This window comes from Erythrobacter sp. S57(2025), assembly GCF_057365055.1.
Map to the genome: position 1 here is coordinate 3,084,855 of NZ_CP200299.1, position 25,112 is coordinate 3,109,966.

The window sequence follows — 25,112 nt, forward strand, 5'->3', positions numbered from 1 at the left end:
CTCTCTTAGACCCCTTCTCACCAAACTACTGCGATTGTGAGTCGATTAGTCTGTTGCACCCCGCGTGTCACTGCTTGCCTATGCCCACACAAATGATTTCCAGAGCGTGAAATTTGCCGAAAGCGGCACAGTGTGCACATAATTTGTGCAAATGCCCAAATATTGCTCTTCAAAATCTGAGAAAATGACGAATTTGTGAAGGCTTGGTCATTGCTGTTGCACTATTTGCAATAAAATATGCACCTTTCGCACTTGCACAAAAAATGGCCGCCACTCATACGGAAGGTGCCTTTTAGGCATCCTCTCCCAAACTTTTTAAGCCCGGCTACGTGCCGGGCTTTTTTTTGGCCAAGAACCCGTAGGTCTTGCGAGCGGCGATGCTCATATTTGCATTCCATGGGTTGGCCCCCTAGCTACGATGTCGCAGCTTTCTAACCCTCGAAGACCACAAGGAATTGTTGATGGCCAACGCTGATGCTCCCACTGCTGAACGGACAACGCGTTTGCAAGTTGCCCCCGCTCGGCAAGAGGAATCGGGACAAGGTATTGCGAGGATGCCGAGGACCGCATTCCAGCAACTTGGCATCACTGAGGGTGACGTTGTCGAAATCCAGGGTAAACGCACAACTGCCGCGATCGCGATGGCGGCTTATCAAGAAGACGATACCCTCGATGTTGTGCGCCTTGATGGTCTCCAAAGGGGCAATGCCGAAGTTGGCTCGGGGGAGCATGTTGATGTTATCGCCGCAGAATCGCGTCCGGCTACGCGCGTTGTGTTTGCACCTGCGCAACGAGAAATGCGCCTGCAGGGTCCAACACAGGCACTTAAGCGCAACTTTTTCAGAAAACCTTTAGTCGCAGGCGATCTGGTCGCAACAACCGGCCAACAGCCTGTTCAGAATATGCCATCAGATGTGCGGCAATTGCTCCGCGCGCCAGCTTACGCGCTTACACAAATCCGGCTGTCTGTGCACTCGACCAGTCCCAAAGGGATTGTTCATATTGACGAGAACACCGAAGTCGAACTGCGCACTGAATTCGAAGAGGCGCCTGATGGCCGCGCCGTCGTAAACTATGACGATGTCGGCGGCATGGAAGACACCATTCAGCAGCTGCGCGAAATGGTTGAGCTGCCACTTCGGTATCCTGAACTGTTCACGCGGCTTGGTGTCGATCCACCCAAAGGCGTTCTGCTCCATGGTCCTCCGGGAACGGGAAAGACGCGCTTGGCGCAAGCGGTTGCCAACGAAAGCGATGCTGAGTTTTTCACCATCAACGGTCCTGAGATCATGGGGTCAGGATATGGTGAGAGTGAGAAGCGCCTGAGAGAGGTGTTTGAAGAAGCCACACGAGTCGCTCCCGCAATCGTCTTCATCGACGAAATCGACTCAATTGCACCCAAACGAACTCAGGTTCCAGGTGAGGCTGAGAAACGATTGGTCGCCCAGCTCTTAACGCTGATGGATGGACTGGAGGCTCGCGCTAACCTCGTCGTGATCGCAGCCACAAACCGGCCCGACGCAATTGACGAAGCACTAAGACGCCCCGGTCGTTTTGACCGTGAGATTGTGATTGGTGTGCCCGACCAGGGTGGCAGAAGAGAAATTCTAGCCATTCACACGCGCGGCATGCCGCTTGAAGAAAAAGTCAATCTCGACGAACTTGCCCGCGTCACGCACGGATTTGTAGGAGCCGACATCGCTGCACTTGCTAGAGAGGCTGCGATTGACTCCGTACGCCGCATCATGCCGAGGCTTGATCTTGATGAGCGGACCATTCCGCAAGATGTACTCGAAGAGCTGTGCGTGACACGCGCAGACTTTTTGAGCGCGCTTAAACGCATCCAGCCATCAGCCATGCGCGAAGTTATGGTGCAGGTCCCTGACGTGGGCTGGGACGATATTGGCGGCGTCGGTGATGCGATCGACAAGCTGAAAGAAGGTATCGAACTGCCGCTCAAGAATTCTGAGGCATTCCGGCGCTTGGGCATCCGGCCTGCAAAAGGTTTTCTGCTCTACGGTCCCCCAGGCACCGGCAAGACGCTGCTCGCCAAGGCGGTTGCCAAAGAAGCTGAGGCGAACTTCATCTCGATGAAAAGCTCCGACTTGCTCAGCAAATGGTACGGCGAAAGCGAACAGCAAATCGCGCGTCTCTTTGCGCGGGCGCGTGCAGTGGCACCATGCGTCCTATTTATTGACGAGATCGACAGCCTTGTGCCTGCGCGTGGGTCGGGACAGGGTGAACCGCAAGTCACTGGTCGTGTGGTGAACACCATTTTGGCAGAGATGGATGGGCTTGAAGAGCTGCAATCGATCGTGGTTGTTGGCGCAACCAATAGGCCAACGCTGATGGACCCTGCACTGCTACGCCCTGGTCGGTTTGATGAGCTCGTATATGTTGGCACTCCTGACAAAGCGGGGCGCGAGCACATCCTTTCCATTCATACCGACAACATGCCGCTTTCAAGCAATGTTGACCTTGGGGAGATTGCCGCGAAAACTGATCGCTTTACCGGCGCCGATCTTGAAGACGTGGTCCGACGCGCGGGCCTTGCCGCACTCCGGCGTATGGGCAGCGACGTTGCCGTTGTCGAAATGCAGGATTTCGAGGATGCGCTCGAGGATAGCCGAGCAACAGTTACATCCAAGATGGAAGCCGAATACCGCAAAATGCGAGGCGAGCTTAAGAAGCGCGCTGCTGAAGTGAACCCTATCGGTTTCTTTGCACCCGATGCGCTGGAGCCGACGCGCGCTAAGAAGCATGAATGACTTAGTGCGCCGCGTCCCAGCTAGGGCCGGTGCCGATATCGACCACAAGCGGCACATCAAGTGTAACAGCTGGCAGAGCTGCCTCTGCCATTACGCGTTCGATAATCGGTGACGCAGTGGCGACGTCTGTCTCGGGAAGTTCGAAAACCAATTCATCATGCACCTGCAAGAGCATGCGAACATTCACTAGACCAGCATCGCGCAAAGCGGGAAGCATTCGCGACATTGCGCGTTTGATGATGTCCGCGCTTGTCCCCTGAATTGGGGCGTTGATTGCTGCGCGCTCTGACCCTTGGCGTTCGGCCTGGTTCTTTGACTTGATCCGCAGAAACCAGGTTTTGCGCCCAAAAAGCGTTTCTGAATATCCGCGCTCGCCTACAGTTTCGAGCGTCTCCATGATGTAGCGTTGAATGCCTGGGAAGCGCTGGAAATAAGTGTCAATCATGTCCTGAGCCTCATCAGGCTCTACCTCAAGGCGACCAGCAAGCCCCCATCGCGAAATGCCGTAAAGAATAGCAAAGTTGATCGTCTTGGCACGCGCTCGGGTGTCGCGCGTCACTTCACCAAACATCTCCGTCGCGGTGCGCGAGTGGATGTCTTCGCCATTTGCGAATGCTTCTTTAAGAGTATCGACGTTCGCCATATGCGCGGCCAATCGCAGTTCGATTTGCGAATAGTCCGCAGCCAGCAACACATTGCCATCCTCTGGCACAAATGCCTCGCGGATTGTTCGACCGATTGCGGTACGGATCGGAATGTTCTGCAGGTTCGGATCAGTCGAGGACAGCCTGCCCGTTTGAGCGCCGACTAGGGAGTAGCTAGTGTGCACTCGGCCTGTATTGGGATTGATCTGAGCTTGAAGCGCGTCAGTATATGTCGATTTAAGTTTCGACAGGTGTCGCCACTCAAGCACTTTCTTGGTTAGGCCAGCAGCCTTTGGATCGCTGCTCAATTTTTCCAAAGTGGATTGGTCGGTCGAATATTGTCCGCTTTTGCCCTTTTTGCCGCCTTTGAACCCCATTTTGTCAAACAGCACCTCGCCCAGTTGTTTCGGGCTGCCAACGCTGAATTCCTCGCCGGCAATTTCATGGATTTCGCTTTCGAGAGAGGCGGTCGTGCTCGCAAATTCTTTTGAGAGTTTTGCCAATTGCGCGCGGTCGACTTTGATCCCTTCTCGCTCCATTCCGGCAACTACAGGGATTAAAGGCCGGTCAACCCGCTCATAGATTTTGGTGCCACCTTCTTCAGCTAGCCTTGGTTTGAGCAAAGTGTAGAGGCGCCAGGTCACATCTGCATCTTCGGCGGCGTATTCGGTTGCCCTATCGAGAGGGACTTCGCCGAAAGGAATGGCTTTTTTGCCCGTGCCGCAGACTTCTTTGAATGATAGTGGAGTATGCCCAAGATGCCGCTCCGACAGCTCATCCATGCCATGGCCACCGCCCATACCTTCGCCGCGCCCCGCATCAAGATCGAAGCTCATCACCATCGTGTCCTCGATTGGCGACACATCAATTCCGACCCGCGCGAGCACGTTGAGATCGTATTTGCCGTTCTGGAACACTTTAAGGACACTGTCGTCTTCAAGCATGGGTTTGAGCGCCGCGAGCGCATCTGCCATCGCGATTTGCTCAGGTTTCTCGCTCAGCAGATCGGTGCCGCCATGCGCCAAGGGTATATAGCAAGCATCATTCGGCCCTAGAGCGAGGCTGACCCCAACAAGGTCAGCTTGCATGGCGTCAAGTGACGAGGTCTCAGTATCCACTGCGACAAGCCTTGCGCGCCTTGCCCTGCGGACCCATTCTTCGAGACGACCTAAGTTCTGCACCGTTTCATAGGTGCTTCGATCCACCTTGGGCATCGCCGAAACTGCTTGCCGATTCCCATCGGAGCCGCCGCTTTCACCCGCCTTTTGAGCCTTTGCGGGATTGAGATTATTGGGGCGCTCTGGACTGCCTGAGCCAGCGCCCAACCTTTTCAGAAGGGATGTGAAGCCGTGTTCTTCAAGAAACGCCGCGAGTGGCTGCTCTGGTATACCTTCGATCCGCATCTCATCCAGCGCGACTGGAAGGTCGCAATCTTCTTTAAGCGTCACAAGCACGCGCGACATCTCGGCATCTTCGCGACCTTCTAGCAAGCGTTCCTTGAGCTTTGATTTCTTCATGTCCGGCGCTTGATCAAGCGCGGCTGTGAGCGATCCGTGTTCTGCGATCAACTTGCTCGCGGTTTTAGGTCCCACGCCATAGATGCCTGGTATATTGTCGACGCTGTCTCCCATCAGAGCAAGGACATCACCTACCAATTCAGGTTTTACGCCAAATTTTTCCTGGACTTCTTCAATATAGATACGCGCGCTCTTCATCGTATCGAGCATGTCGATGCGCGCTCCGTCCTCTTCACCGATAAGCTGCATCAAATCCTTGTCGGAAGAGACTATCGTGACGTTCCAACCTTCGCGCTGTGCTGCCCGCGCATAAGAAGCAATCAGATCGTCTGCCTCCAGCCCCTGTTCTTCAATGCAAGGCAGGCTAAATGCCCTGGTGGCGTCTCGGATCAGAGGGAATTGCGGCCGCAGATCTTCTGGCGGTTCTGGGCGATTGGCCTTGTATTCAGGATAGATGTCGTTGCGGAAACTCTTCGAATCCTTGTCGAGGATAACCGCCAAATGCGTCGGGCCTTCGGCAACGTCGAGATCGTCCGCCAATTTCCATAGCATGGTTGTGTAGCCATACACCGCTCCTACGGGAGTTCCTTCAGGATTGGTCAGGGGCGGAAGACGATGGTAGGCGCGAAAAATATACGATGAACCATCGACGAGATAGAGGTGCTGTTGCTGACTAGACATGGCATCGTGCTAGCACTGCGCGGCGGCATGTGTAAGCCGCTGTGCGGCACTAATCCGGAGGCAAATTCGCGGCGACGAAGCGGGGCGAGAACACGGCGAAAATAAGGCAAAAATGTGGCGAGACACTCGTTTTTACTTGCAAGGCCACATTTCGGCCACTATTTGAGACCGTGAAGTCGGGGGTCAGAAGCCGGCTTTCGCGATCGCACTAAGAACAGAGCTGTCGCGCTATCCATTCGCTGAATAAGGATTATTATTATGCGTAAGATCGTTCTTGCCGCTGCTGTTGCAACTTCGGCTCTTGGCCTTGCTGCTTGCGGTGAAACCGCTGACGCCGTTTCAGAAACCGGTGACGCAATGGCTGCCGACGCAGAATCAATTGCTGATGATGCTACCGCTGCTGTTGAAGGCGCTGCTGATTCGGCTGGTGAAGCTGCCGACGGCGCTGCTGCTGCTGCTGGTGATGCTGCCGACGGCGCTACCGAAGCTGCTGGCGAAGCTGCTGACGCGGCTGGCGACGCTGCTGCTGACGTTGCAGACGCTGCCGAAGCTGCTGCTGCAGAAGCTGAAGCTATGGTCGACGGCGAGTAATTCGCTCGAACCAGTGCTTAGCTAAGCATTGAAAAGAAAAGGCGGTACCTTTGCGGGTGCCGCCTTTTTCTTTGTTCAATAAAGCGAAGACTAGCCGCCCGTACGCGGGGCGCTTGTCCAAGTGCGGGGATCGTTCACGCGTGAGCGCGAATAGAAGCCATCATACAATGCTCGCGCAATTGAAGCGATCCGGCGTTCGCGCGCTCGGCGTGACCCTTGACCGGTCACGTAGATTGCGACTGCGATGGCGCGACCATCTGGCGATTCAATAATGCCCACATCACTCGATGTGTTGTTGAGTGAGCCGGTCTTGTGGCTAACCCGCGCATCACCTGGCATGTTGGCAACGATCCGGCGCCGACCGGTTGTCGTGCGGCTCATAGCGCCCAACAAAACCTGGCGGCTTTGGTCGGACAGGAAATCACCGCGATATAATCCTGACAAAAGCTGGGTCATAGCGCGCGGCGTTGCCGCATCGCGGGGGTCGATCCAGCTCACCGGATCATACTCACCATCGTCTCGCACTAGGGTCGCAATGTCGCGGTCGATTGAGAACTCATCAATTCCTTGCCGCTGCATCCAGTCATTGACCTTTTCGGGCCCACCTACTGCTGCGAGCAACGCGTCGGTCGCTGGATTACTGGAGCGTGTGATCATGATCTCAATTAGATCAATCGCGGCCATATAATTGCCCTCGCGGACGGGCGCGGCAGGCGATGAAAACTTGGCAGAGCGCACTGGAATGAGGAGGGGAAACTCGGAAGTTAGCGAGTAGCGCCCTTGTTCCACCATTTCTAGGTAGGTTGCGGCAACGGCAATTTTGCTGGTCGAGGCCATTGGGAAAAGCTGGTCGCCCAAAACCATGATTTGCTCGCCCGTCATCATGTCGATCGCGGCGACGCCAATTCTGCCGTCGTCGCCATTGGCGAGCTCCGCAATGCGTTGCTCAAATCCGTTCGAATAGATCGCTTCAAATGACTGTGGAGCCCGCGTGTCGGTCCCAAAGGCGCTATCGAAGCTCGCCTCTAACTCTGTCGTTTGTGCAGAAACTGGGGTCGAAAGGACCGCGGCAACAGAAGCGGCAGCAACGAAGAAATGTCGAAGGAACGGCATAGATATGTTGAATGTCATTCCGTCGAGATACTCCAAATACGGTTAGCCACAGCTTAATGCGGATTCGTGGCGCTTGCGATTCGCCGCTTCAAGCACTCCATTCAGCGACTGCGACGAAGTGTGTTGTTCTCGGGATCGGATTCTTGGCGTGGAGTTAAATTTACTCTCGTACTCAACAAAACAACCGATCGAACGTTCCCGGATGTTCTTTGTCGAACGCTCCTGAAATACAGCATTTCTGACCTTGACTGGGCATCCAAGTCGGGCAGACAGGCAGAGCAATTTTCTGCTTAGGGACTGACATGACATTTACACGGACATCTGCCCGCCTTGCGGCATTGGGCTCACGCACAATAGCAACCGCCCTATTGATCGGTGGATCGAGCATCGCGATGGCTCAGACGGCTCCAATCGTTCAACCAGGCGCGCCAGGTCAAGATGGGCGGACGCTCACCGCTCAAGAAGCGACGGACCTCGCCAAATCGACCTACACCGACGCCGATGTCAATTTTATGCAAGGTATGATTGTTCACCACCAGCAGGCCGTTGATATGTCTGAACTGGTCGAGGCGCGTACCAACAACGAAGATGTCGTGACAATCGCTAGCAAAATCTTGGCCAGCCAAGCGGACGAGATTGAGTTCATGAATGAGTGGCTCTCCACTCGTGGCGAAAAGACTGTGATGGCAGGCATGTCCGGGCGTGAAGGTCATGATATGATGGACCACTCCAATCATGCGATGGTCGATCACTCGCAGATGGCTGGTATGGCTTCGCCAGAGCAAATGGCTGAATTGGCCGCTGCTGAAGGTGCCGAATTTGACCGGCATTTTCTAAGTCTGATGATCGCACATCATGAGGGCGCGATTGAGATGGTTGAGGAGCTGCTGCGCCAACCCGGAAGCGCGGCGGACCCCGTCCTGTTTCGTTTTATCAGCGATATTGAGAGTGATCAGAGCTCCGAGATTGAGCGAATGGATGTGATCCTAGCTGGCCTTTCTGCCGATCCACGAGCCAACCTGAGTTCTGGCTTTGCAGATGCTGGCGAGGCGATCATGAATCTTCGCCACGTCGCAAGCCTGCGCAAGCCGGCGGGCTTCTTCGATCCTGAAAATCCAGCTGACCTGCGCGCCGTGGTTCCGCCGCGCGAAGAGGAAGAAGACGCCGGAGAAGAAAGCACTGAAGAAGCAACTGAGGTCGCAGAGGCGACTGAGGCAGAAGAGACGCCAGACCGCGATGGAGAGGAAGAAGAAAGCCTAACCCAATTCGCTGAACGTTCACCGCTGCTCGATTTTGCGAACACCGATATGGCGTTCTTCGATGATATCATGGTCGCCGGTAACTATCATGGCTTTAACATATATCGCCTCGGTGATGATGGCGCGCCGAGCTTATTAAGCTCGGTGGTGTGCCCAGGTGGTCAAGGCGATGTCTCGGTTGTGGGTGACATTTTGGTCATGAGCGTCGAGCAAACCCGCGGCCGTGTTGATTGCGGTCTCCAGGGTGTTGAAGGTGACGTTAGCGAAGAGCGTTTCCGTGGTCTTCGTGTGTTCGACATTTCCGACCTCAGCGCTCCGCGTCAGGTTGGGCAAGTGCAGACATGTCGTGGTAGCCATACGCACTCGATCGTAAGCGCGAATGATGAACGTATCATCGTCTACAATTCGGGCACATCGCGAATCCGCGAACAGGAAGAGCTCGAGCGCTGCGTCGACAACCCATACGATTCTCGCACTGCGTTGTTCAGCATCGACGTGATCGAAATTCCACTCGCTGATCCTTCACAGTCTCGCATTATCAGCAGCCCACGCGTCTTCGCTGACGCGGAATCGGGCGATATTGCTGGGCTGTGGCAGGGCGGTGAAAGTGAAGAGGGCGCGCAGCGCACCGCTCGGACTGACCAGTGCCACGACATCACCGTCTTCCCCGCGCTCAACCTCGCGGCGGGCGCTTGTTCGGGAAATGGTATCCTTATGGATATCTCTGACCCGATGAACCCCGTTCGGATCGATGCGGTCTTTGATAAAGGCTTTGCCTATTGGCATTCTGCCACATTCAACAATGACGGCACGAAAGTGATCTTCACAGACGAATGGGGCGGTGGTGGACGCCCACGTTGTAAGGCATCTGACCCAATGAATTGGGGCGCCAATGCAATCTACGACATTGTCGATGGGAAGCTTGAGTTCCGCAGCCATTATAAGATGCCTGGCCCTCAGTCAGAAAACGAAAACTGTGTCGCGCATAATGGCTCTATCGTTCCCGTCCCAGGCCGCGATCTGTTTGTCCAAAGTTGGTATCAAGGTGGCATCAGCATCATGGACTTCACCGATAGCGGTAATCCAACAGAAATCGCGTTTTTTGACCGTGGCCCCATCAGCGAAGAACAATTGGTCGTTGGCGGCTTTTGGTCTTCCTATTGGTACAATGGCCGGATTTATGGGACCGAGATCACGCGTGGGATCGACGTCTTCGCGCTTGAGCCAAGTGAGTTTCTAACCGCCGAAGAGATCGCGGCAGCCGAAGCGGCGTCTTACGCCAACACCCGCTTTAATCCGCAGACACAGATGCAGGTCACATGGGAAGAAGGCGTCTTGGAGGCAGCTGAAGCGAGCCGCTCTGGCGGCTAAGCCTGACTTGAAGAACTCAAATGAAAAGCGGCGGGATGGTGATGACCATTCCGCCGCTCTTTTTTGTGCGATTTAGCTCTTGGCTACTTGGCCTTTTCAGATGCGATCCACTGGTCGACCATTTTCTCAAGGATCGAAAGGGGTACAGCGCCTCCCCCTAAAACCGTATCGTGAAAGCCGCGAATATCGAACTTGTCGCCCAACTCGCCTTTGGCCTTGGCGCGCAGTTCTTGAATGCGGATCATACCAATTTTGTAGGAGGTCGCTTGTCCCGGCAGAACATAGTAGCGCTGTACTTCGCTGCGCACGGCCGTTTCAGGATTGGGTGAGTTTTCGAGCGCGTATTGTACCGCTTCTTCTTCGCTCCAGCCTTTGGCGTGAATGCCAGTGTCTACCACCAAGCGAATTGCGCGCCAGATCTCACTCGATAGCCGGCCAAAGTCTGAATAGGGGTCTTCGTAACCGCCCATTTCTTTCGCAAGCAATTCTGAATAAAGAGCCCAGCCTTCGCCAAATGCGGAAATAAAGCCGCCCTGCGACCGGAACTTGGGCACGCCTTCCAGCTCTTGCGCGATCGAGACCTGCATGTGGTGGCCCGGATTTGCTTCATGGTAGGCGATCGATTCCAGTTCTGGGATCGGCATTGAAGTCATGTCGCTGAGATGCGCATAGTAGATTCCAGGGCGTGAGCCATCTGGCGTGCCTGGGCTGTAATGCTGAGCTGCCCCGTCCTGTTCGCGGAAAGGCTCTACCCGCCGCACTTCCAAATCAGCTTTGGGCAGCGTGCCGAAATAATCTGGAAGCCGCGCATTGATAAAGTCGATGTGCTCCTTTGCCTGCGCGATATACTCGTCGGCACCGGCATCGTTGTTTTGGTAGAAGAATTGTGGGTCGGTGCGTGTAAATTCAAAGAATTCCTGCAAGCTGCCCTCGAACCCCACTTGCTCCATAATTGCGCGCATTTCGGTTTGAATACGCGCCACTTCATCGATGCCAATCTGGTGAATTTGATCTGCGGTCAAATCAGTGGTGGTCATTTCAGCAAGGCTTGCAGCGTAAAAAGCTTCACCATTTGACAGAGTTGAAGCGCCCTGTGCTTCCTCGCTGGTGTTCTCAAGATCGCTTTTGAACCATTCAATCACGCGGCCATAGGCGGGCGCGAATTGATCCGTAAGCGCAGAGCGGGCTTCTTCGCGGAGCTCATCCGCGCGCTCCTGAGTGATGCTGCCGTCTTGTGTCAGCTTCGCTAGATGTCCTTCGACCGAGGTCCAAAGGGCGGATGGCTCACCGTCATCAAACGGCGCGCCAGTGGTTAGGTTCTGCGATTCTTCAATCACAGCGTCGTAAGAGAAACGTGGTGGACGCGTACCTGCTTCCGCATTGGCCTGAGCGCGGGTGAGCAATTGGTCCATCGCTGTACCGATTGCGCCGATACGCGAGATAAAGGCTTCCATATCGCTTTCGTCTGCCACGGCGTGCTGGGTAAGCAAAAAGGTCGGTAGTCCGGATTGTGCGGAGCCCATTTGGTGCAAAATGTAGGCTTGCTCTCGGAACTCCCAGCCACGTTCCGCCTGAGCCAAACGGAACTTCCACATATCGTAAGACAATTTCGCGTCATCGGTCAGCTCATCATAATCGAAACTTGCTTCCATTTGAGCCGTTGCCGAGCGCATCCACTCAAGTTGTTCAAGCTGAGCTTCTTCCGTGAAATCATCGATCTTGTCGTAGTCACTTTTTCGGCCAAGCGCGGTTTGCGTGATGGGCGAGAAAGCGAGTTGCTCCTCAAACTTTTCATCGAACCAGGTATTGAGGCAATCGGTCTGCGAGGTCTCTCCACATTCGACAGCCGTGACATTGGAAGTGAGCGCGTCACATCCGGTGAGCGCAACAGATGCAAGCAAGAGGGCAGCAAATTTCGTCTTCACGGTGGAGGGTCCTTCGAGTTTCCGTAAAACTACTTATTCCATGCGCCACTCGGCAAAGAATGGGAAGATACAATATTAAACAAATAAAAGACCCCGACAGATTATTCTGCCGGGGCCTTTAGATTTATGCGTAGCGTTTAGTGGGGAGGGCTTAGAAGCCCATGCCGCCACCCATGCCGCCCATGCCGCCCATATCAGGCATTGCAGGAGCGCCTGCACCTTCTTTCTCAGGCGCGTCAGTGATCGCCGCTTCCGTAGTGATCAACAGGCCAGCGACAGATGCTGCGTCCTGCAGAGCGGTGCGAACAACCTTGGTTGGATCGATCACACCGGCTTCCACCAGGTTTTCGTAGACGTCGGTCGCAGCGTTGAAGCCTTGTGTTTCGTCATCTTCACGAAGCAGGTTGCCAGAAACAACAGCGCCATCATGGCCAGCGTTCTGTGCGATCTGACGTACAGGTGCCATCAGAGCCTTGCGAACGATGTCGATGCCGCGAGTTTGGTCATCATTCTCGCCTTTGAGGCCATCAAGTGACTTGGTCGCGTAGAGGAGCGCAGTGCCGCCGCCTGGGACGATGCCTTCTTCGACTGCTGCACGGGTTGCGTGAAGCGCGTCATCAACGCGGTCCTTGCGTTCTTTCACTTCGACTTCTGAAGCACCGCCGACCTTGATCACAGCAACGCCGCCTGCGAGTTTCGCAAGGCGCTCTTGCAGCTTCTCACGATCATAGTCGCTGGTGGTGTTTTCCATTTGCGTTTTGATCTCAGCAACACGTGCTTGGATGTCTTCGGCAGAACCCGTGCCATCAACGATGGTGGTGTTGTCCTTGTCGATGGTGACGCGCTTGGCTTCGCCGAGCATGCCGAGTGTGACATTCTCGAGCTTGATGCCGAGGTCTTCGCTGATCATTTCGCCCTTGGTCAGGATCGAGATGTCTTGCAGCATCGCCTTGCGACGATCGCCAAAGCCTGGGGCCTTGACCGCAGCAACTTTGAGACCACCGCGCAGCTTGTTGACCACGAGGGTCGCGAGCGCTTCGCCTTCGATGTCTTCCGCGATGATCAGAAGCGGACGGCCTGACTGAACAGCTGCCTCAAGGATCGGCAGCATGGCTTGCAGGTTTGAAAGCTTCTTCTCGTGGATCAAGATGTATGGGTTGTCGAGCTCGACAGTCATCTTGTCCGGGTTGGTGATGAAGTATGGCGAGAGGTAGCCACGGTCGAACTGCATGCCTTCAACAACGTCGAGTTCAAACTCGAGGCCTTTGGCTTCTTCAACAGTGATGACGCCTTCTTTGCCGACTTTCTCCATGGCTTCAGCGATCTTCTCGCCGACTTCACGGTCGCCATTGGCAGAGATCACGCCGACCTGAGCAACTTCTGAAGAACCAGCGACTTCTTTCGAGCGGCCTTTGAGGTTCTCAGTGACCTTCTCAACAGCAAGATCAATGCCGCGCTTCAGGTCCATTGGGTTCATGCCAGCAGCAACAGCGGTCATGCCTTCGCGAGCAATCGCTTGGCCGAGCACGGTAGCGGTAGTGGTGCCGTCGCCAGCGAGGTCGTTCGTCTTTGACGCGACTTCGCGCAGCATCTGTGCGCCCATGTTTTCGAACTTGTCAGTCAGTTCGATTTCCTTGGCGACTGTTACGCCGTCCTTGGTGATGCGCGGTGCGCCAAAGCTTTTGTCGATGACAACATTGCGACCCTTAGGGCCGAGTGTGACTTTGACAGCGTTTGCAAGCGTGTCGACGCCTTTAAGGATGCCTTCGCGGGCATCACGGCCGAACTTTACGTCCTTAGCAGCCATTGGTGTTTCTCCTGAAAAATTGAGTTAGTTCGGAAAGTACATGCGTGGGCGGCGATCAGCCGATAATTCCCATGATGTCGCTTTCCTTCATGATTAACAGATCTTCACCGTCGATCTTGACTTCGGTGCCGGACCATTTGCCGAACAGAACACGATCGCCCGCTTTCACGTCGAGCGTGATGCGGTTGCCAGCATCGTCGCGCGCGCCTTCGCCAACAGCGACGATCTCGCCTTCGCTTGGCTTTTCTTGGGCTGAGTCTGGAATGATGATGCCGCCAGCGGTTTTGGTGTCAGCTTCGATGCGACGGACCACTACGCGGTCATGCAAAGGACGAAATGCCATTTTTTATGACCTTTCTTGTTGGGTTGAACAGTAGGTTTGGCACTCTCCTCTTAAGAGTGCCAGCGAGGCGCATGTGGTTGCGGCTCGTGCAGGAGTCAAGCGCGCTGAATTGAAAAAGTTTCAAACGGCGAGAGAATTGCGATTAGTTAATCCCAAACGCTCGCGCCAGACCCAGCGCCACAGCAGCAGCACGGCGGCAAAAGCAAGGCCCGCTGCCAGCCCGATCCAGACGCCGATCCCCTCCAATGGAGTGAAAAAGCCAAGGCCAACGGCAAGGCCAAATCCCGGCACCCAATAGCTGAATGCTGCAATCCACATCGGCACGCGTGTGTCCTGCAGTCCGCGCAAAGCACCCAAGGCGACAGCTTGAACCCCGTCCACCAATTGGAACGCTGCCGCTAGCACCAGATATTGAAGGGCAAAGCCAATCATGGCGGCGTTCTTTGGCGCGGAAATATCGGCAAAGATCGAGAGCAATAGGCCAGGCATGACGATCATCAGCACCGCCGTGAACGCCATAAAGCCTGCCCCCATAGCCATTGCCACCCACCCCGCTCGACCAATACCGGTGAGGTCTTTTGCGCCGTAGAAATAGCCGACGCGGATGGTCACCGCTTGCCCGACGCCAAAGGGTATCTGGAAGGCCAATGCTGCCAATTGCAGGGCAAGCGCATGGCCTGCCAATTGCGCTGATCCGATCCGGCCCATCAAAAAGGCAGCCGCGCTGAAAATGCCTGCTTCGGCAATAACGGTGAGCGCAATCGGCACGCCAATGCGGACGATCTCTCTCATACGATCCCAATCGGGCACCCACCAACGGTGAAAGATGCGATATTTATGAAGCTTGGGATCGGTGCGAATGACAATGATGTAGCACAGCATCACGCTGGTGGTCGTGATGACGGTTGCGATACCAGCGCCCACTAGCTCCAATCGCGGTGCACCCAAATTGCCGAAGATCAGCGCGTAATTGCCAATCGTGTTCACCACGATCCCGACCAGTGTCAGCGCCGTTGCGAAAATTGGCCGTCCAAGCGCGGAGACATACGTTCGCAGCACATTGCCGACCACCATCGGGATCAGCGAAAACATGATCGCGATCAGGTATGGGAAGCCGAGCACAATCAGCGCTTCGTCTTGCCCTGTGATGCGCATGATGGGAATTGTGAGAAGCGAGAGCCCCATGCCAGCCAGCCCGCTGATGATGGCGAGCCATAGCGCCATCCGCATAGAACGCCGGATCGGGCGCACCGCATTGGGGTTCTCTCCAAGCTCTGCGGCGATCACAGGAGCCACTGCTGCGGTCAGCGAATTGAGCGACCAGACCAGCAGGCCGAAAACGCCAAGCACCAATTGCGACGCAGCAAGCGAGGCTTCGCCCAGTCTCGTGATAAAGATCACATCGACCGTGTAGGTGGCCATCTGAAGCAGATTTGCTGCGGCGAGGGGTCCGGCTAGCAACAGTGTTGCCCGGAATTCCTGCCCCCAAGTCAGACTGGTGATTTTGGGCGTGTCAAGAGTGGTTGCTTTGCGCATTGGTTCAATTGCTCACCAGCACATTGTCGCAACGGGCAAGCCGGCCCGAATAGTCGCAAGCGCGAAATCTTCAAAGCGATATTCTGACTGCGATGCGCTGGCTCAAGCTGGGAAGGGGCAATTTCCGTTGAATTCGTGGCGAAATCCATTCAATATTGTCTCGCAATGCAATTCAGGGGGGATTCGGTGCACCAGCACCACGCCATGCGTCAGGGTGAGACATTCGTAGTGGAAGAAGCGAACGCGCAGCATGATGCGCGCTGGCTTCCCGCGCCCTATCCTGCCGACTATGCGGCGAAGCTTGATGCCTCTCTTCACGTAGCGACCAATCGATCAACCGTGACCGGCGCCCGCATGTTTGCAGCGGCCGTCATTATCGCAGGTGCTGCGACTATTCCGGATTTGTCGGTCGATGCGATGGATGGGCCCTATTTCAATCTGGGCGTTAGCGATCAGAACGCGGCGCAAGAACAAGCGGCGAGCAGCGTGCCTGCCCTTCAGGCTCCGCCCGTATTCGTACCGGCCCGTATCTCAGAAAAGCTTGATCCAGCCGCGCTCAGTTTTTCGGCAAGGCCACAGGCTGAGGCGGTAAGAGGTCCGTTAGCGCTCAGCTTCGTTCAAGAAAGCAGCCAGCGTTTCGATCTGGCCTTTGCTGGCATCACAATGCCGTCGCCTGCGTCCGTTCGGTTTCCTGCTCTGCCTGACAATCCTGCGCCCGGTCCTGCGCCCGTGTCAGACGCGGTGCTGTCGCGCCTGATCGAAATACCTCAGATCACGAATATTCGCGCATACGAACCAGCCAGATCGGCGCCAATGCCAGAGCGCCCCGATGCATTGACGACCACTTCTGAGCTACCTGTTAATCTGGCCAGAGCTGAAGAGGCTGTTGCCGCGGCCTTCGCTGGAGAGCTTGACGTGTCTGGCGCTGTGCGCGGGGCGATTTCGGGCGCACCAATTGATCGGCCAAGCGAGCCGCAAAATGAAGATGCGCAAGTCGCTGTGCCAATCCCGGCGCCTCAAGTTCAAACGCCCCCTGGCACTGGGCCCGGCATTGGACAGTCTGATCAAGCAGGGCTTCCTGCCAAGACAAGTTTGGGCGCGCGGATCAACGGTGTGCTGACAGGCAGTGTCGATTTTCAGCAGCTCGACGGAACAATTGCGATCAGGCTCGGCTCAGTTGTCGATCTGTTGCATGATCGGTTCAACGCATCAGAACTGGATCGGATCGCAGGCGCAGGGGCGCTCGATTCTTTCGTCACTCTGGCGTCGCTTCAATCTGCGGGCATCCCGATCGATTATGATCCGGTCTATGACGAAGTGAAATTTGGCATTGATTATGATGATGCGCCCAACGCAGGCAAAGTGCAGATGGAGCAAATCGGTTCGCCAACATTGGGCAATGATCGCGCATTGATCGATCAAATTCCGCGCTGACCACGGATACGAAAAAGGGCAGCGCCATTGCTGGCGCTGCCCTTTGTCTGATCGGTCGAAACCAATCGAAGCGTAAGTGAAAGACTTACTTGAGCTCGACGGTACCGCCAGCTGCTTCGATTTTGCCTTTGATCTCTTCGGCTTCTGCTTTCGCAACGCCTTCTTTGAGAGGCTTTGGTGCGCCTTCGACAAGACCTTTGGCTTCGGTGAGGCCCAGGCCGGTGATGGCACGGACTTCTTTGATGACCTGGATTTTCTTGCCGCCGTCGCCGGTGAGGATGACGTCGAATTCGTCTTTCTCTTCAGCAGCAGCTTCGCCGCCACCAGCAGCTGGGCCAGCAACTGCAACAGCAGCTGCAGCAGATACGCCCCACTCTTCTTCAAGAGCCGTGGCCAGTTCAGCTGCCTCAAGGACGGTCAGCTTCGAAAGTTCTTCAACAAGCTTGGCAATATCAGCCATGATGTTCACTCCAAATATTGGCGGGGTATCTCAGAGGTCTATTCCTCTGGCCCCATGATGTTTCGTTATTTTCGCGAAATCGCGTCTCTTTAAGCGGCATCCTTGGCGCCATAGGCACCAAATACGCGGGCCAGCTTGTTCGCCGGGGCATTGACGACCTGTGCAACCTTGGTTGCAGGGGCGTTGACCAGACCAACGAGTTTGCCACGCAGCTCATCAAGCGATGGCATCGAGGCAAGAGCCCGGACACCAGCTTCATCGAGCACCTGCGTGCCCATTGAGCCACCGACGATTTCCAGCTTGTCATTCGACTTTGCGAATTCGACAGCAGCTTTAGCAGCTGCGACAGGGTCTTCAGACCATGCCAGTGCAGTCGGACCGGAGAGAAACTCTTCGATGCCGACATAATCGGTGTCTTTCAGGGCGAGCTTGGCGAGACGGTTCTTCGCAACCTTATAGGAAGCACCGGCTTCACGCATCTTGCCACGCAATTCAGTGGACTGATCCACCGTCAAGCCGAGGTTGCGGGTGACGACCACCACACCAACATCTTGGAAAGCTGCATTGAGCTGGGCAACCGCATCGGCTTTTTGCGAACGATCCATGCCATACTCCTTCATTATGGCCGCTTAAGATGGCTCTCAAACGACCGGCTCACATTCACTCATGCCGATCATCGACACGAGAAAAGTCCAACGATGGGGAAGGAGGTGCGCACAAGGGCGCGAGGCGGGCCGCATGGGAGCGAACCCAAAATCTCTTTTCCCCGCCTAGGCTGCAAATTAAGAACGAACAAATCCCGTTCAGCAACTGTCTTGGACGGATGACTGCATGGCCAGAAGGCCAACGCAATCGAGGCGCGCAATTACTATGCACGCCTCGAAAGTCAAGCGAATTGGCGATTGGCTTAGCTGGATTGATATTCCAGCAGATCGCCCGGCTGGCAATCCAGCTCGCGGCAGATCGCGGCCAGAGTGGTAAAGCGGATCGCTTTGGCTTTGCCCGTCTTGAGGATTGAGAGGTTGGCAAGGGTGAGGCCCACACGCTCTGCCAGCTCGGTTAGGGTCATGCGGCGCTCGTGCAGCAGATCATCAAGTTTGACCATGATCAGGGCTCCTTCGTCATCAGCAGGCATTACACGGTCCCTTCCAGGTCTTCGCGCATCGCAGCGCCATGTTTGAACACCCGGGCAAGGATGAAGAGAATGATGACCAGCAGGATGCCTTCAATGTCCAAACCTGCATCAATAGTGATGTCGGCATTCTCCATTGGCTCTGCCCATTTGGCGATTACCAGCATCAGTCCACCGACCGGGATCAGTATGACCTGTGAGGCAAGCATCAACCATCCCATTTGGCTTAGCCGGGTTGCGTTGTCAGGCGCAAAGGGGTCTCCTTCGCCGACCGTTGAAATGATCGCGCGGAGTTTGCTGAAGAACACAAATGTGAGAGCGATCACTCCCAGCAACAGCGCAAGCAGTCCTGCAGTGGTCAGCGCAGGGAATGCACCAACCGCATTGCCAAACTCATTGGCGAGCTCAGTGTTAATTTGACCCTGAAAGATCAGCATCACTGGTATGGCGAGCGTCAGTGCGACGAAGCCTATGCCAAGCGCGATTTGTATAATGATCGTCAGGATTTTTGCGGCGACCAATAGCAGGTCATTGGGTTTGTCAGTCATTGGCATGGTGTGCCCCTTTTGCAGTTTCGCCTCAGGCCAGCTCGGTCATCAAAACTGATGCGGGCGTGCCTTGCGCTTGTGCGGGTGGGACCGCGACGATTGAGGCGATTGAAGTGACGGTGAGGATCACGGCGGCAACGGCAGCGAGTGACTGAGTGAAAGACTGTGACATATCGTTCTCCTTGAAGTGTTTTATTGAATTTCGATAATCACGAACTAGGCGTGATTCGATTTATTGTCAATCAATAATATTGAAAAACAATATGTCGCTTATCGTTTTGCGTGGAGCGCGCGCAGGCGATGCCGTTTGCCTTTCGGCATCAAGTCATTCAGATTTATGGGAAATTGTGTGGGTGAATGCCTGCTTGAGCTTATGCTGCGCTAGCGTTCCAGATCAGCACTTCGTTGGAATTGTGCGCGCACCCCACGCGCACTGTCTCGCCTGCTTGTGTCTCAATCGGGTCCGCAAAGGGTTCATAGCGGACCGACCAATGCAGCTGGCGGTCACCGCCGGGGACGTTCTCGTAGACGCGATCGGTATCACACTCGATCCGCATCCAATATAGAACCCCTGTCACTCGCCCACCTTCAGAAGTCAGCTCAGTGATGCTTTTGTCGCGCGCCTTGATCGGTGTGTCGGGCAGAAATTCCAGATCGCACAGATTGGCTGCAGGTCCGCGCTGATATTGCAGGGCGTCAGCCGGGTTGATCATGGCGTGGTAATTGAGCTGGTCTTCGAGCAGCGACAGATCAAATCCAGCCACATCGCCGATCGGTGAGCCCAGATCATAATGCGCCAATGCGCCAAGGATGGAGACTTTGGGCGGCAGGAAGATCGCGCCGGGCACAGTCAGCTCTTCTTGTGCGTGCACATGCGTTTGTATGAGCAATTCACCGATCACATTGGCGGTGTAGAGTTCAGACAAGACCGCATCGACACCGCCGCCCAGATCGCGTTCCCGATCTAGGTCCATCGAATTGGCGCGCAGCAGGGTGATCTTATCCGACATGCCGTTCTTCGCGATAATGTCGCTGGCTAAGTCGGCCTTGTTCTCATTGATTTCGCAGGCATAGACATGCTCTGCGCCCGCGCGCACTGCCATCATGGCAAGCAGCCCGGTGCCAGTTCCAATGTCGAGAATGCGCCGGCCCGGTGCGTGTCTGCGCAGCATGGCATCGTACACTTCATTGCGCGGGCCATCGGCTAGCATCTGGCGGTGATAATAATGCACGCGGTAGGCAAGGAACATGCGGACCGCAGCAACCATCTCCGGATTGTCGCCGTGCTCTTGAAGTGCCTGCTTGACCAGAGCGATGGCCTGCTGGGCATTGCCGTTGTCTCGCAGGACTGAGCAAAAAGCGAACAATTCTTGCGGATCGTCGAACATCGAATTGATCGCCATTGAGGTGAGTTCCGCATTGCCAGACAGGTATAAGAGCCGTTCGCGTAACCCGCCCAATTTGCGGCGTCAATTTGCTAGGGATTTTGACGTTTGACACGGACTGTCTGAATTCCTACATGCCTGGCCACACGTCAGCTTCGAGCCGGACCGATTCATACGCGACGGATTGGTCCAAGAATGGAAGCGGCGCTTTGCTATATTCGCGACGATTGACACGCTGCAGCTTAGTCAGCCCGATAGGGTGTGGTTAGGCCTGCGGCGCTTTTGCGTCGAATATGGTGGCAAGTCTCGCGTGACGAGTGAGAACCAATCCGCAAGCGGCTTTCCCGTTTGCACAGGCAAAAGAGGCATATCTCTTCCATGGCGACCAAAGCACCCGCAAAACGCGCAGTCCGCAGCCGCAAGGCTGAGGGAACCGCGAAGAAGCGTATCCGTAAGATTTTCGGCGACATCCACGAAGTCGTCCAGATGCCGAACCTGATTGAGGTTCAGCGCGAAAGCTACGAGCAATTCCTGCGCTCGGACAAAGAGACCGGTTATGTTTCCGGCCTTGAAAAGACGCTGCGCAGCGTTTTCCCGATCCGCGACTTTGCTGGCACTGCTGAACTCGATTTCGTTCACTACGAATTGGAAGAGCCAAAATACGACACAACCGAGTGTCGTCAGCGCGGCATCACTTATGCCGCTCCTATGAAGGTCACGCTTCGCCTGATCGTGTTCGAAGTCGATCAGGAAACTGAAACCCGCTCGGTTCTCGATATCAAAGAGCAGGACGTTTACATGGGTGATATGCCGCTCATGACCGAGAACGGCACTTTCATCATCAATGGCACAGAGCGTGTGATCGTTTCGCAGATGCACCGTTCGCCTGGTGTGCTGTTTGACCATGATCGCGGCAAGACGCACTCATCGGGCAAGCTGCTGTTTGCAGCCCGCGTCATTCCTTACCGCGGTTCGTGGCTCGATTTTGAATTCGACGCCAAAGACATCGTCAATGTTCGTATCGACCGTAAGCGTAAGCTGCCGGTGACGGCGCTGCTTTATGCGCTTGGTCTCGATAGCGAAGGTATCCTGCACCACTTCTATGATACGGTGACGTGGGAGCGCGCGAAAGACGGTTGGAAGATCCCGTTTGTTGCCGAAGCATGGCGCGGCCAGAAGCCGACCTTTGCTCTGGTTGATGCCAAGACCGGCGAGGAGATTTTCGCCGCTAACCAAAAGATCAGTCCGCGTGCAGCCAACAAAGCTGCCAAGGATGGCCTTACCGATCTGCTCCTCCCAACCGAGGAAGTCGTCAGCCGCTACGCTGCCTATGACATGATCGATGAAAGCACTGGCCGTATCCACATTGAAGCCGGTGATGAGATCACGCTTGAGCATGTTGAGGCGTTTGATGCAGCTGGCATCGACAAACTCGAACTGCTCGACATCGACGAGATCAACACCGGTCCCTGGATCCGCAACACGCTGAAAGTCGACAAGGCTGAAAACCGTGACGAGGGTCTGGAAGCCATCTACAAGGTGATGCGTCCAGGTGAACCACCAACCAAGGAAACCGCAGACGCATTGTTCGAAGGCCTGTTCTTCGATGGTGAGCGTTACGACCTTTCTGCCGTTGGCCGTGTGAAACTGAACATGCGTCTTGAGCTTGATGCTGAAGATGATGTGACGACTCTTCGCAAGGAAGACATCCTTGCTGTGGTCAAGGAACTTGTTGGCCTGAAAGACGGCAAGGGCGAAGTCGATGATATCGATAACCTCGGCAACCGCCGGGTTCGCTCTGTGGGTGAGCTGCTGGAAAACCAGTACCGCGTTGGCCTCCTACGTATGGAGCGTGCTGTCAAAGAGCGCATGTCGAGCGTCGATGTATCGACCGTCATGCCTAATGACCTGATCAACGCAAAGCCTGCTGTGGCCGCGGTGCGTGAATTCTTCGGCTCTTCACAGCTCTCGCAGTTCATGGACCAAACCAACCCGCTGTCAGAAGTGACGCACAAACGCCGCGTCTCAGCGCTTGGCCCAGGTGGTTTGACGCGTGAGCGCGCTGGCTTTGAAGTCCGCGACGTTCACCCAACCCACTATGGTCGTATCTGCCCGATTGAGACCCCTGAAGGTCCAAACATTGGTCTGATCAACTCACTGGCATCGTTCAGCCGCGTGAACAAATATGGCTTTATCGAAACGCCATATCGTCAGGTGGTCGACAATAAAGTGTCGGGCGAGGTCAAGTATCTCTCCGCCATGGAAGAGCAGAAGCACACCGTGGCGCAGGCCTCGGCTGAGCTGAACGACGATGGCACTTTCGTTGAAGAGCTGATCTCTGCACGTCAGGCTGGCGACAACCTGATGGCTCCTAGCGAGCAAGTGACGCTGATGGATGTGTCGCCAAAGCAGCTTGTGTCTGTTGCGGCATCGCTCATTCCGTTCCTGGAAAACGATGACGCCAACCGCGCTCTGATGGGCTCGAACATGCAACGTCAGGCTGTGCCTTTGGTGAAAGCCGAAGCGCCATGGGTTGGCACGGGCATGGAAGAGACCGTGGCGCGCGATTCTGGCGCGGCTATTGCGGCGAAACGCGGCGGTATCGTCGATCAGGTCGACGCGACCCGTATCGTGATCCGTGCGATTGGCGATGTTGAGGCTGGCCAGTCCGGCGTTGACATCTACACGCTGCAAAAATTCCAGCGCTCGAACCAGAATACCTGCATCAATCAGCGTCCGCTGGTGAAAGTGGGTGAAGTGATCGAACCTGGCGATATTATCGCTGACGGTCCGTCGACCGATATTGGTGAGCTGGCACTGGGCAAAAACAGCCTCGTCGCGTTTATGCCGTGGAATGGCTACAACTACGAAGATTCGATCCTGATCTCAGAGCGCATCGTGAAAGACGACGTGTTCACCTCGATCCATATCGAAGAATTCGAAGTCATGGCTCGTGACACGAAGCTTGGGCCAGAAGACATCACCCGCGATATTCCGAATGTCGGTGAGGAAGCGCTTCGCAACCTCGACGAAGCCGGCATCGTCTATATCGGCGCGGAAGTGCACCCTGGTGACATCCTCGTCGGAAAGATCACGCCAAAGGGTGAAAGCCCGATGACGCCGGAAGAAAAGCTTCTGCGCGCTATCTTTGGTGAGAAAGCTTCGGATGTTCGTGACACCTCGCTGCGTCTGCCGCCCGGTGTTGCGGGTACGATCGTTGAGGTTCGCGTGTTCAACCGTCACGGTATCGAGATCGATGACCGTACGCGTGCGATCCAGAACGAGGAAATCGAACGCCTTCGCAAGGATGCGGCGGACGAACGCAACATCCTCAACCGTGCGACCTACAATCGTCTTCGCGACATGCTGATGGGCCAAACCGCATCAGCAGCTCCAAAGGGCGTGAAGAAGGGCATCGAAATTGGCGAGCAAGTGCTGGCTGATGTGGAGCGTCACGAATGGTTCAAATTCGCAGTCGCCGATGACAATCGTCAGGCACAGATCGAGGCGATCAAGTCACAATATGATGAGGCCGCTGGCCTGATCGACGCCAAGTTTGAAGACCGCAAGGAAAAGCTTGAGCGTGGTGATGAACTGGCTCCGGGTGTTCTGAAGATGGTCAAAGTCTTCGTCGCGGTGAAGCGTAAGCTACAGCCGGGCGATAAGATGGCGGGCCGTCACGGAAACAAGGGTGTGATTTCACGCATCCTTCCGGTTGAGGACATGCCGTTCCTCGAAGACGGAACTGCTGTTGATCTCGTGCTGAACCCATTGGGCGTGCCTTCGCGTATGAATGTCGGTCAGATCTTCGAAACCCACCTTGGTTTCGCAGCTCGTGGCCTCGGCATGGACATCGCTGAGAAGCTCGAAGAGTGGAAAGCGGCGAACCCGAATGCAGCTGAAGACTATGCCGATGTGAAGCCTCCTGAGGCTGTCGTTGAGCGTCTGAAAGACGTTTACGGTGAGCAATATTTCGAAGACCTCGAAAGCCGCTCAACCGAAAGCATTGTCGAACTCGCAAGCAATCTTTCCGCAGGTGTCCCGATGGGTACGCCAGTATTTGATGGCGCGCGTGAGCCTGATGTGTCGGAAATGCTGGTGAAAGCCGGTGTCGATAGCTCAGGCCAATCGACCCTGTTTGACGGCCGCACCGGTGAAGCGTTTGACCGTAAGGTTACGGTTGGCATCATCTACATGCTCAAACTGCACCACTTGGTCGATGACAAGATCCACGCCCGTTCGATCGGCCCATACTCGCTCGTCACGCAGCAGCCGCTGGGTGGTAAGGCGCAGTTTGGTGGTCAGCGCTTCGGTGAGATGGAGGTCTGGGCACTGCAAGCATATGGCGCCGCCTACACGCTTCAGGAAATGCTCACCGTCAAGTCGGACGATGTTGTTGGCCGGACCAAGGTCTACGAAGCCATCGTCAAGGGCGACGACACCTTCGAAGCGGGCATTCCGGAGAGCTTCAACGTTCTCGTCAAGGAAATGCGTTCGCTTGGCATGAATGTCGAACTCAAGTCGTTGTCTGACGGCGAAGAGGGCGACGACGAGTGGCCGGAGGCAGCGGAATAAAGGGAGCGGGCTTCGCAATAGCC

The 25,112-nt window shown here is 55.4% G+C and carries 17 protein-coding genes; 5 read left to right on the forward strand and 12 right to left on the reverse strand.

Annotated elements, in window-relative coordinates:
- Window positions 1-461 precede the first annotated feature (461 nt).
- Entirely contained in the window at window positions 462-2,768 is a 2,307-nt protein-coding gene (locus AC0V6N_RS14835) for a CDC48 family AAA ATPase (RefSeq protein ID WP_486172310.1), read from the forward strand.
- A gap of 1 nt (window position 2,769) precedes the next feature.
- Here the strand turns inward: AC0V6N_RS14835 and polA are convergent, their stop codons facing one another.
- Window positions 2,770-5,610, reverse strand: coding sequence for a DNA polymerase I (gene polA / locus AC0V6N_RS14840; protein ID WP_486172311.1), 2,841 nt, complete (start codon window positions 5,608-5,610; stop codon window positions 2,770-2,772).
- A gap of 274 nt (window positions 5,611-5,884) precedes the next feature.
- On the opposite strand from polA, the gene AC0V6N_RS14845 reads away from it, so the two are divergent.
- A complete protein-coding gene (locus AC0V6N_RS14845; RefSeq protein WP_486172312.1) occupies window positions 5,885-6,226 on the forward strand; it encodes a hypothetical protein in 342 nt (113 codons plus the stop codon).
- A 65-nt stretch (window positions 6,227-6,291) separates the two neighbouring features.
- Here AC0V6N_RS14845 and AC0V6N_RS14850 read toward each other — a convergent pair whose 3' ends face one another.
- Window positions 6,292-7,332, reverse strand: coding sequence for a serine hydrolase (locus tag AC0V6N_RS14850; protein WP_486172313.1), 1,041 nt, complete (start codon window positions 7,330-7,332; stop codon window positions 6,292-6,294).
- A 284-nt stretch (window positions 7,333-7,616) separates the two neighbouring features.
- On the opposite strand from AC0V6N_RS14850, the gene AC0V6N_RS14855 reads away from it, so the two are divergent.
- Complete coding sequence (locus tag AC0V6N_RS14855; RefSeq protein WP_486172314.1) at window positions 7,617-9,944, forward strand: DUF305 domain-containing protein; 2,328 nt, start codon at window positions 7,617-7,619, stop codon at window positions 9,942-9,944.
- An 83-nt stretch (window positions 9,945-10,027) separates the two neighbouring features.
- On the opposite strand, the gene AC0V6N_RS14860 is transcribed toward AC0V6N_RS14855, so the two are convergent.
- From AC0V6N_RS14860 to AC0V6N_RS14875, 4 genes are all read right to left on the reverse strand, one after another.
- A complete protein-coding gene (locus tag AC0V6N_RS14860; protein WP_486172315.1) occupies window positions 10,028-11,869 on the reverse strand; it encodes a DUF885 domain-containing protein in 1,842 nt (613 codons plus the stop codon).
- A 151-nt stretch (window positions 11,870-12,020) separates the two neighbouring features.
- Window positions 12,021-13,676 (reverse strand): chaperonin GroEL, encoded by a 1,656-nt coding sequence (groL, locus tag AC0V6N_RS14865; RefSeq protein WP_486172316.1) that lies wholly within the window; start codon window positions 13,674-13,676, stop codon window positions 12,021-12,023.
- A gap of 55 nt (window positions 13,677-13,731) precedes the next feature.
- Window positions 13,732-14,019 (reverse strand): co-chaperone GroES, encoded by a 288-nt coding sequence (gene groES / locus AC0V6N_RS14870; protein ID WP_486172317.1) that lies wholly within the window; start codon window positions 14,017-14,019, stop codon window positions 13,732-13,734.
- A gap of 120 nt (window positions 14,020-14,139) precedes the next feature.
- Window positions 14,140-15,555 (reverse strand): MATE family efflux transporter, encoded by a 1,416-nt coding sequence (locus tag AC0V6N_RS14875; protein WP_486172318.1) that lies wholly within the window; start codon window positions 15,553-15,555, stop codon window positions 14,140-14,142.
- A 186-nt stretch (window positions 15,556-15,741) separates the two neighbouring features.
- Here AC0V6N_RS14875 and AC0V6N_RS14880 point away from each other — a divergent pair, with 186 nt between their 5' ends.
- Window positions 15,742-16,989 (forward strand): hypothetical protein, encoded by a 1,248-nt coding sequence (locus AC0V6N_RS14880; RefSeq protein ID WP_486172319.1) that lies wholly within the window; start codon window positions 15,742-15,744, stop codon window positions 16,987-16,989.
- An 85-nt stretch (window positions 16,990-17,074) separates the two neighbouring features.
- On the opposite strand, the gene rplL is transcribed toward AC0V6N_RS14880, so the two are convergent.
- From rplL to AC0V6N_RS14910, 6 genes are all read right to left on the reverse strand, one after another.
- Window positions 17,075-17,449: a 50S ribosomal protein L7/L12 gene (gene rplL, locus AC0V6N_RS14885; protein ID WP_486172320.1), complete on the reverse strand. Its 375-nt coding sequence runs from the start codon at window positions 17,447-17,449 to the stop codon at window positions 17,075-17,077.
- An 89-nt stretch (window positions 17,450-17,538) separates the two neighbouring features.
- Window positions 17,539-18,054, reverse strand: a complete 516-nt coding sequence (gene rplJ, locus AC0V6N_RS14890; RefSeq protein ID WP_486172511.1) for a 50S ribosomal protein L10 — start codon at window positions 18,052-18,054, stop codon at window positions 17,539-17,541.
- A gap of 302 nt (window positions 18,055-18,356) precedes the next feature.
- Window positions 18,357-18,584: a helix-turn-helix domain-containing protein gene (locus tag AC0V6N_RS14895; protein ID WP_486172321.1), complete on the reverse strand. Its 228-nt coding sequence runs from the start codon at window positions 18,582-18,584 to the stop codon at window positions 18,357-18,359.
- Window positions 18,584-19,129 carry a DUF2975 domain-containing protein gene (locus AC0V6N_RS14900; protein ID WP_486172322.1) on the reverse strand — a complete coding sequence of 182 codons (546 nt, stop codon included), beginning with the start codon at window positions 19,127-19,129 and terminating at the stop codon, window positions 18,584-18,586. Before AC0V6N_RS14900 ends, AC0V6N_RS14895 begins: the two co-directional genes overlap by 1 nt.
- A 31-nt stretch (window positions 19,130-19,160) precedes the next feature.
- Window positions 19,161-19,301, reverse strand: a complete 141-nt coding sequence (locus AC0V6N_RS14905) for a hypothetical protein (RefSeq protein ID WP_486172323.1) — start codon at window positions 19,299-19,301, stop codon at window positions 19,161-19,163.
- 199 nt (window positions 19,302-19,500) lie between these two features.
- Complete coding sequence (locus AC0V6N_RS14910; RefSeq protein ID WP_486172324.1) at window positions 19,501-20,532, reverse strand: 50S ribosomal protein L11 methyltransferase; 1,032 nt, start codon at window positions 20,530-20,532, stop codon at window positions 19,501-19,503.
- 360 nt (window positions 20,533-20,892) lie between these two features.
- Here AC0V6N_RS14910 and rpoB point away from each other — a divergent pair, with 360 nt between their 5' ends.
- Complete coding sequence (gene rpoB / locus AC0V6N_RS14915; RefSeq protein ID WP_486172325.1) at window positions 20,893-25,089, forward strand: DNA-directed RNA polymerase subunit beta; 4,197 nt, start codon at window positions 20,893-20,895, stop codon at window positions 25,087-25,089.
- The last annotated feature ends 23 nt before the right edge of the window (window positions 25,090-25,112 follow it).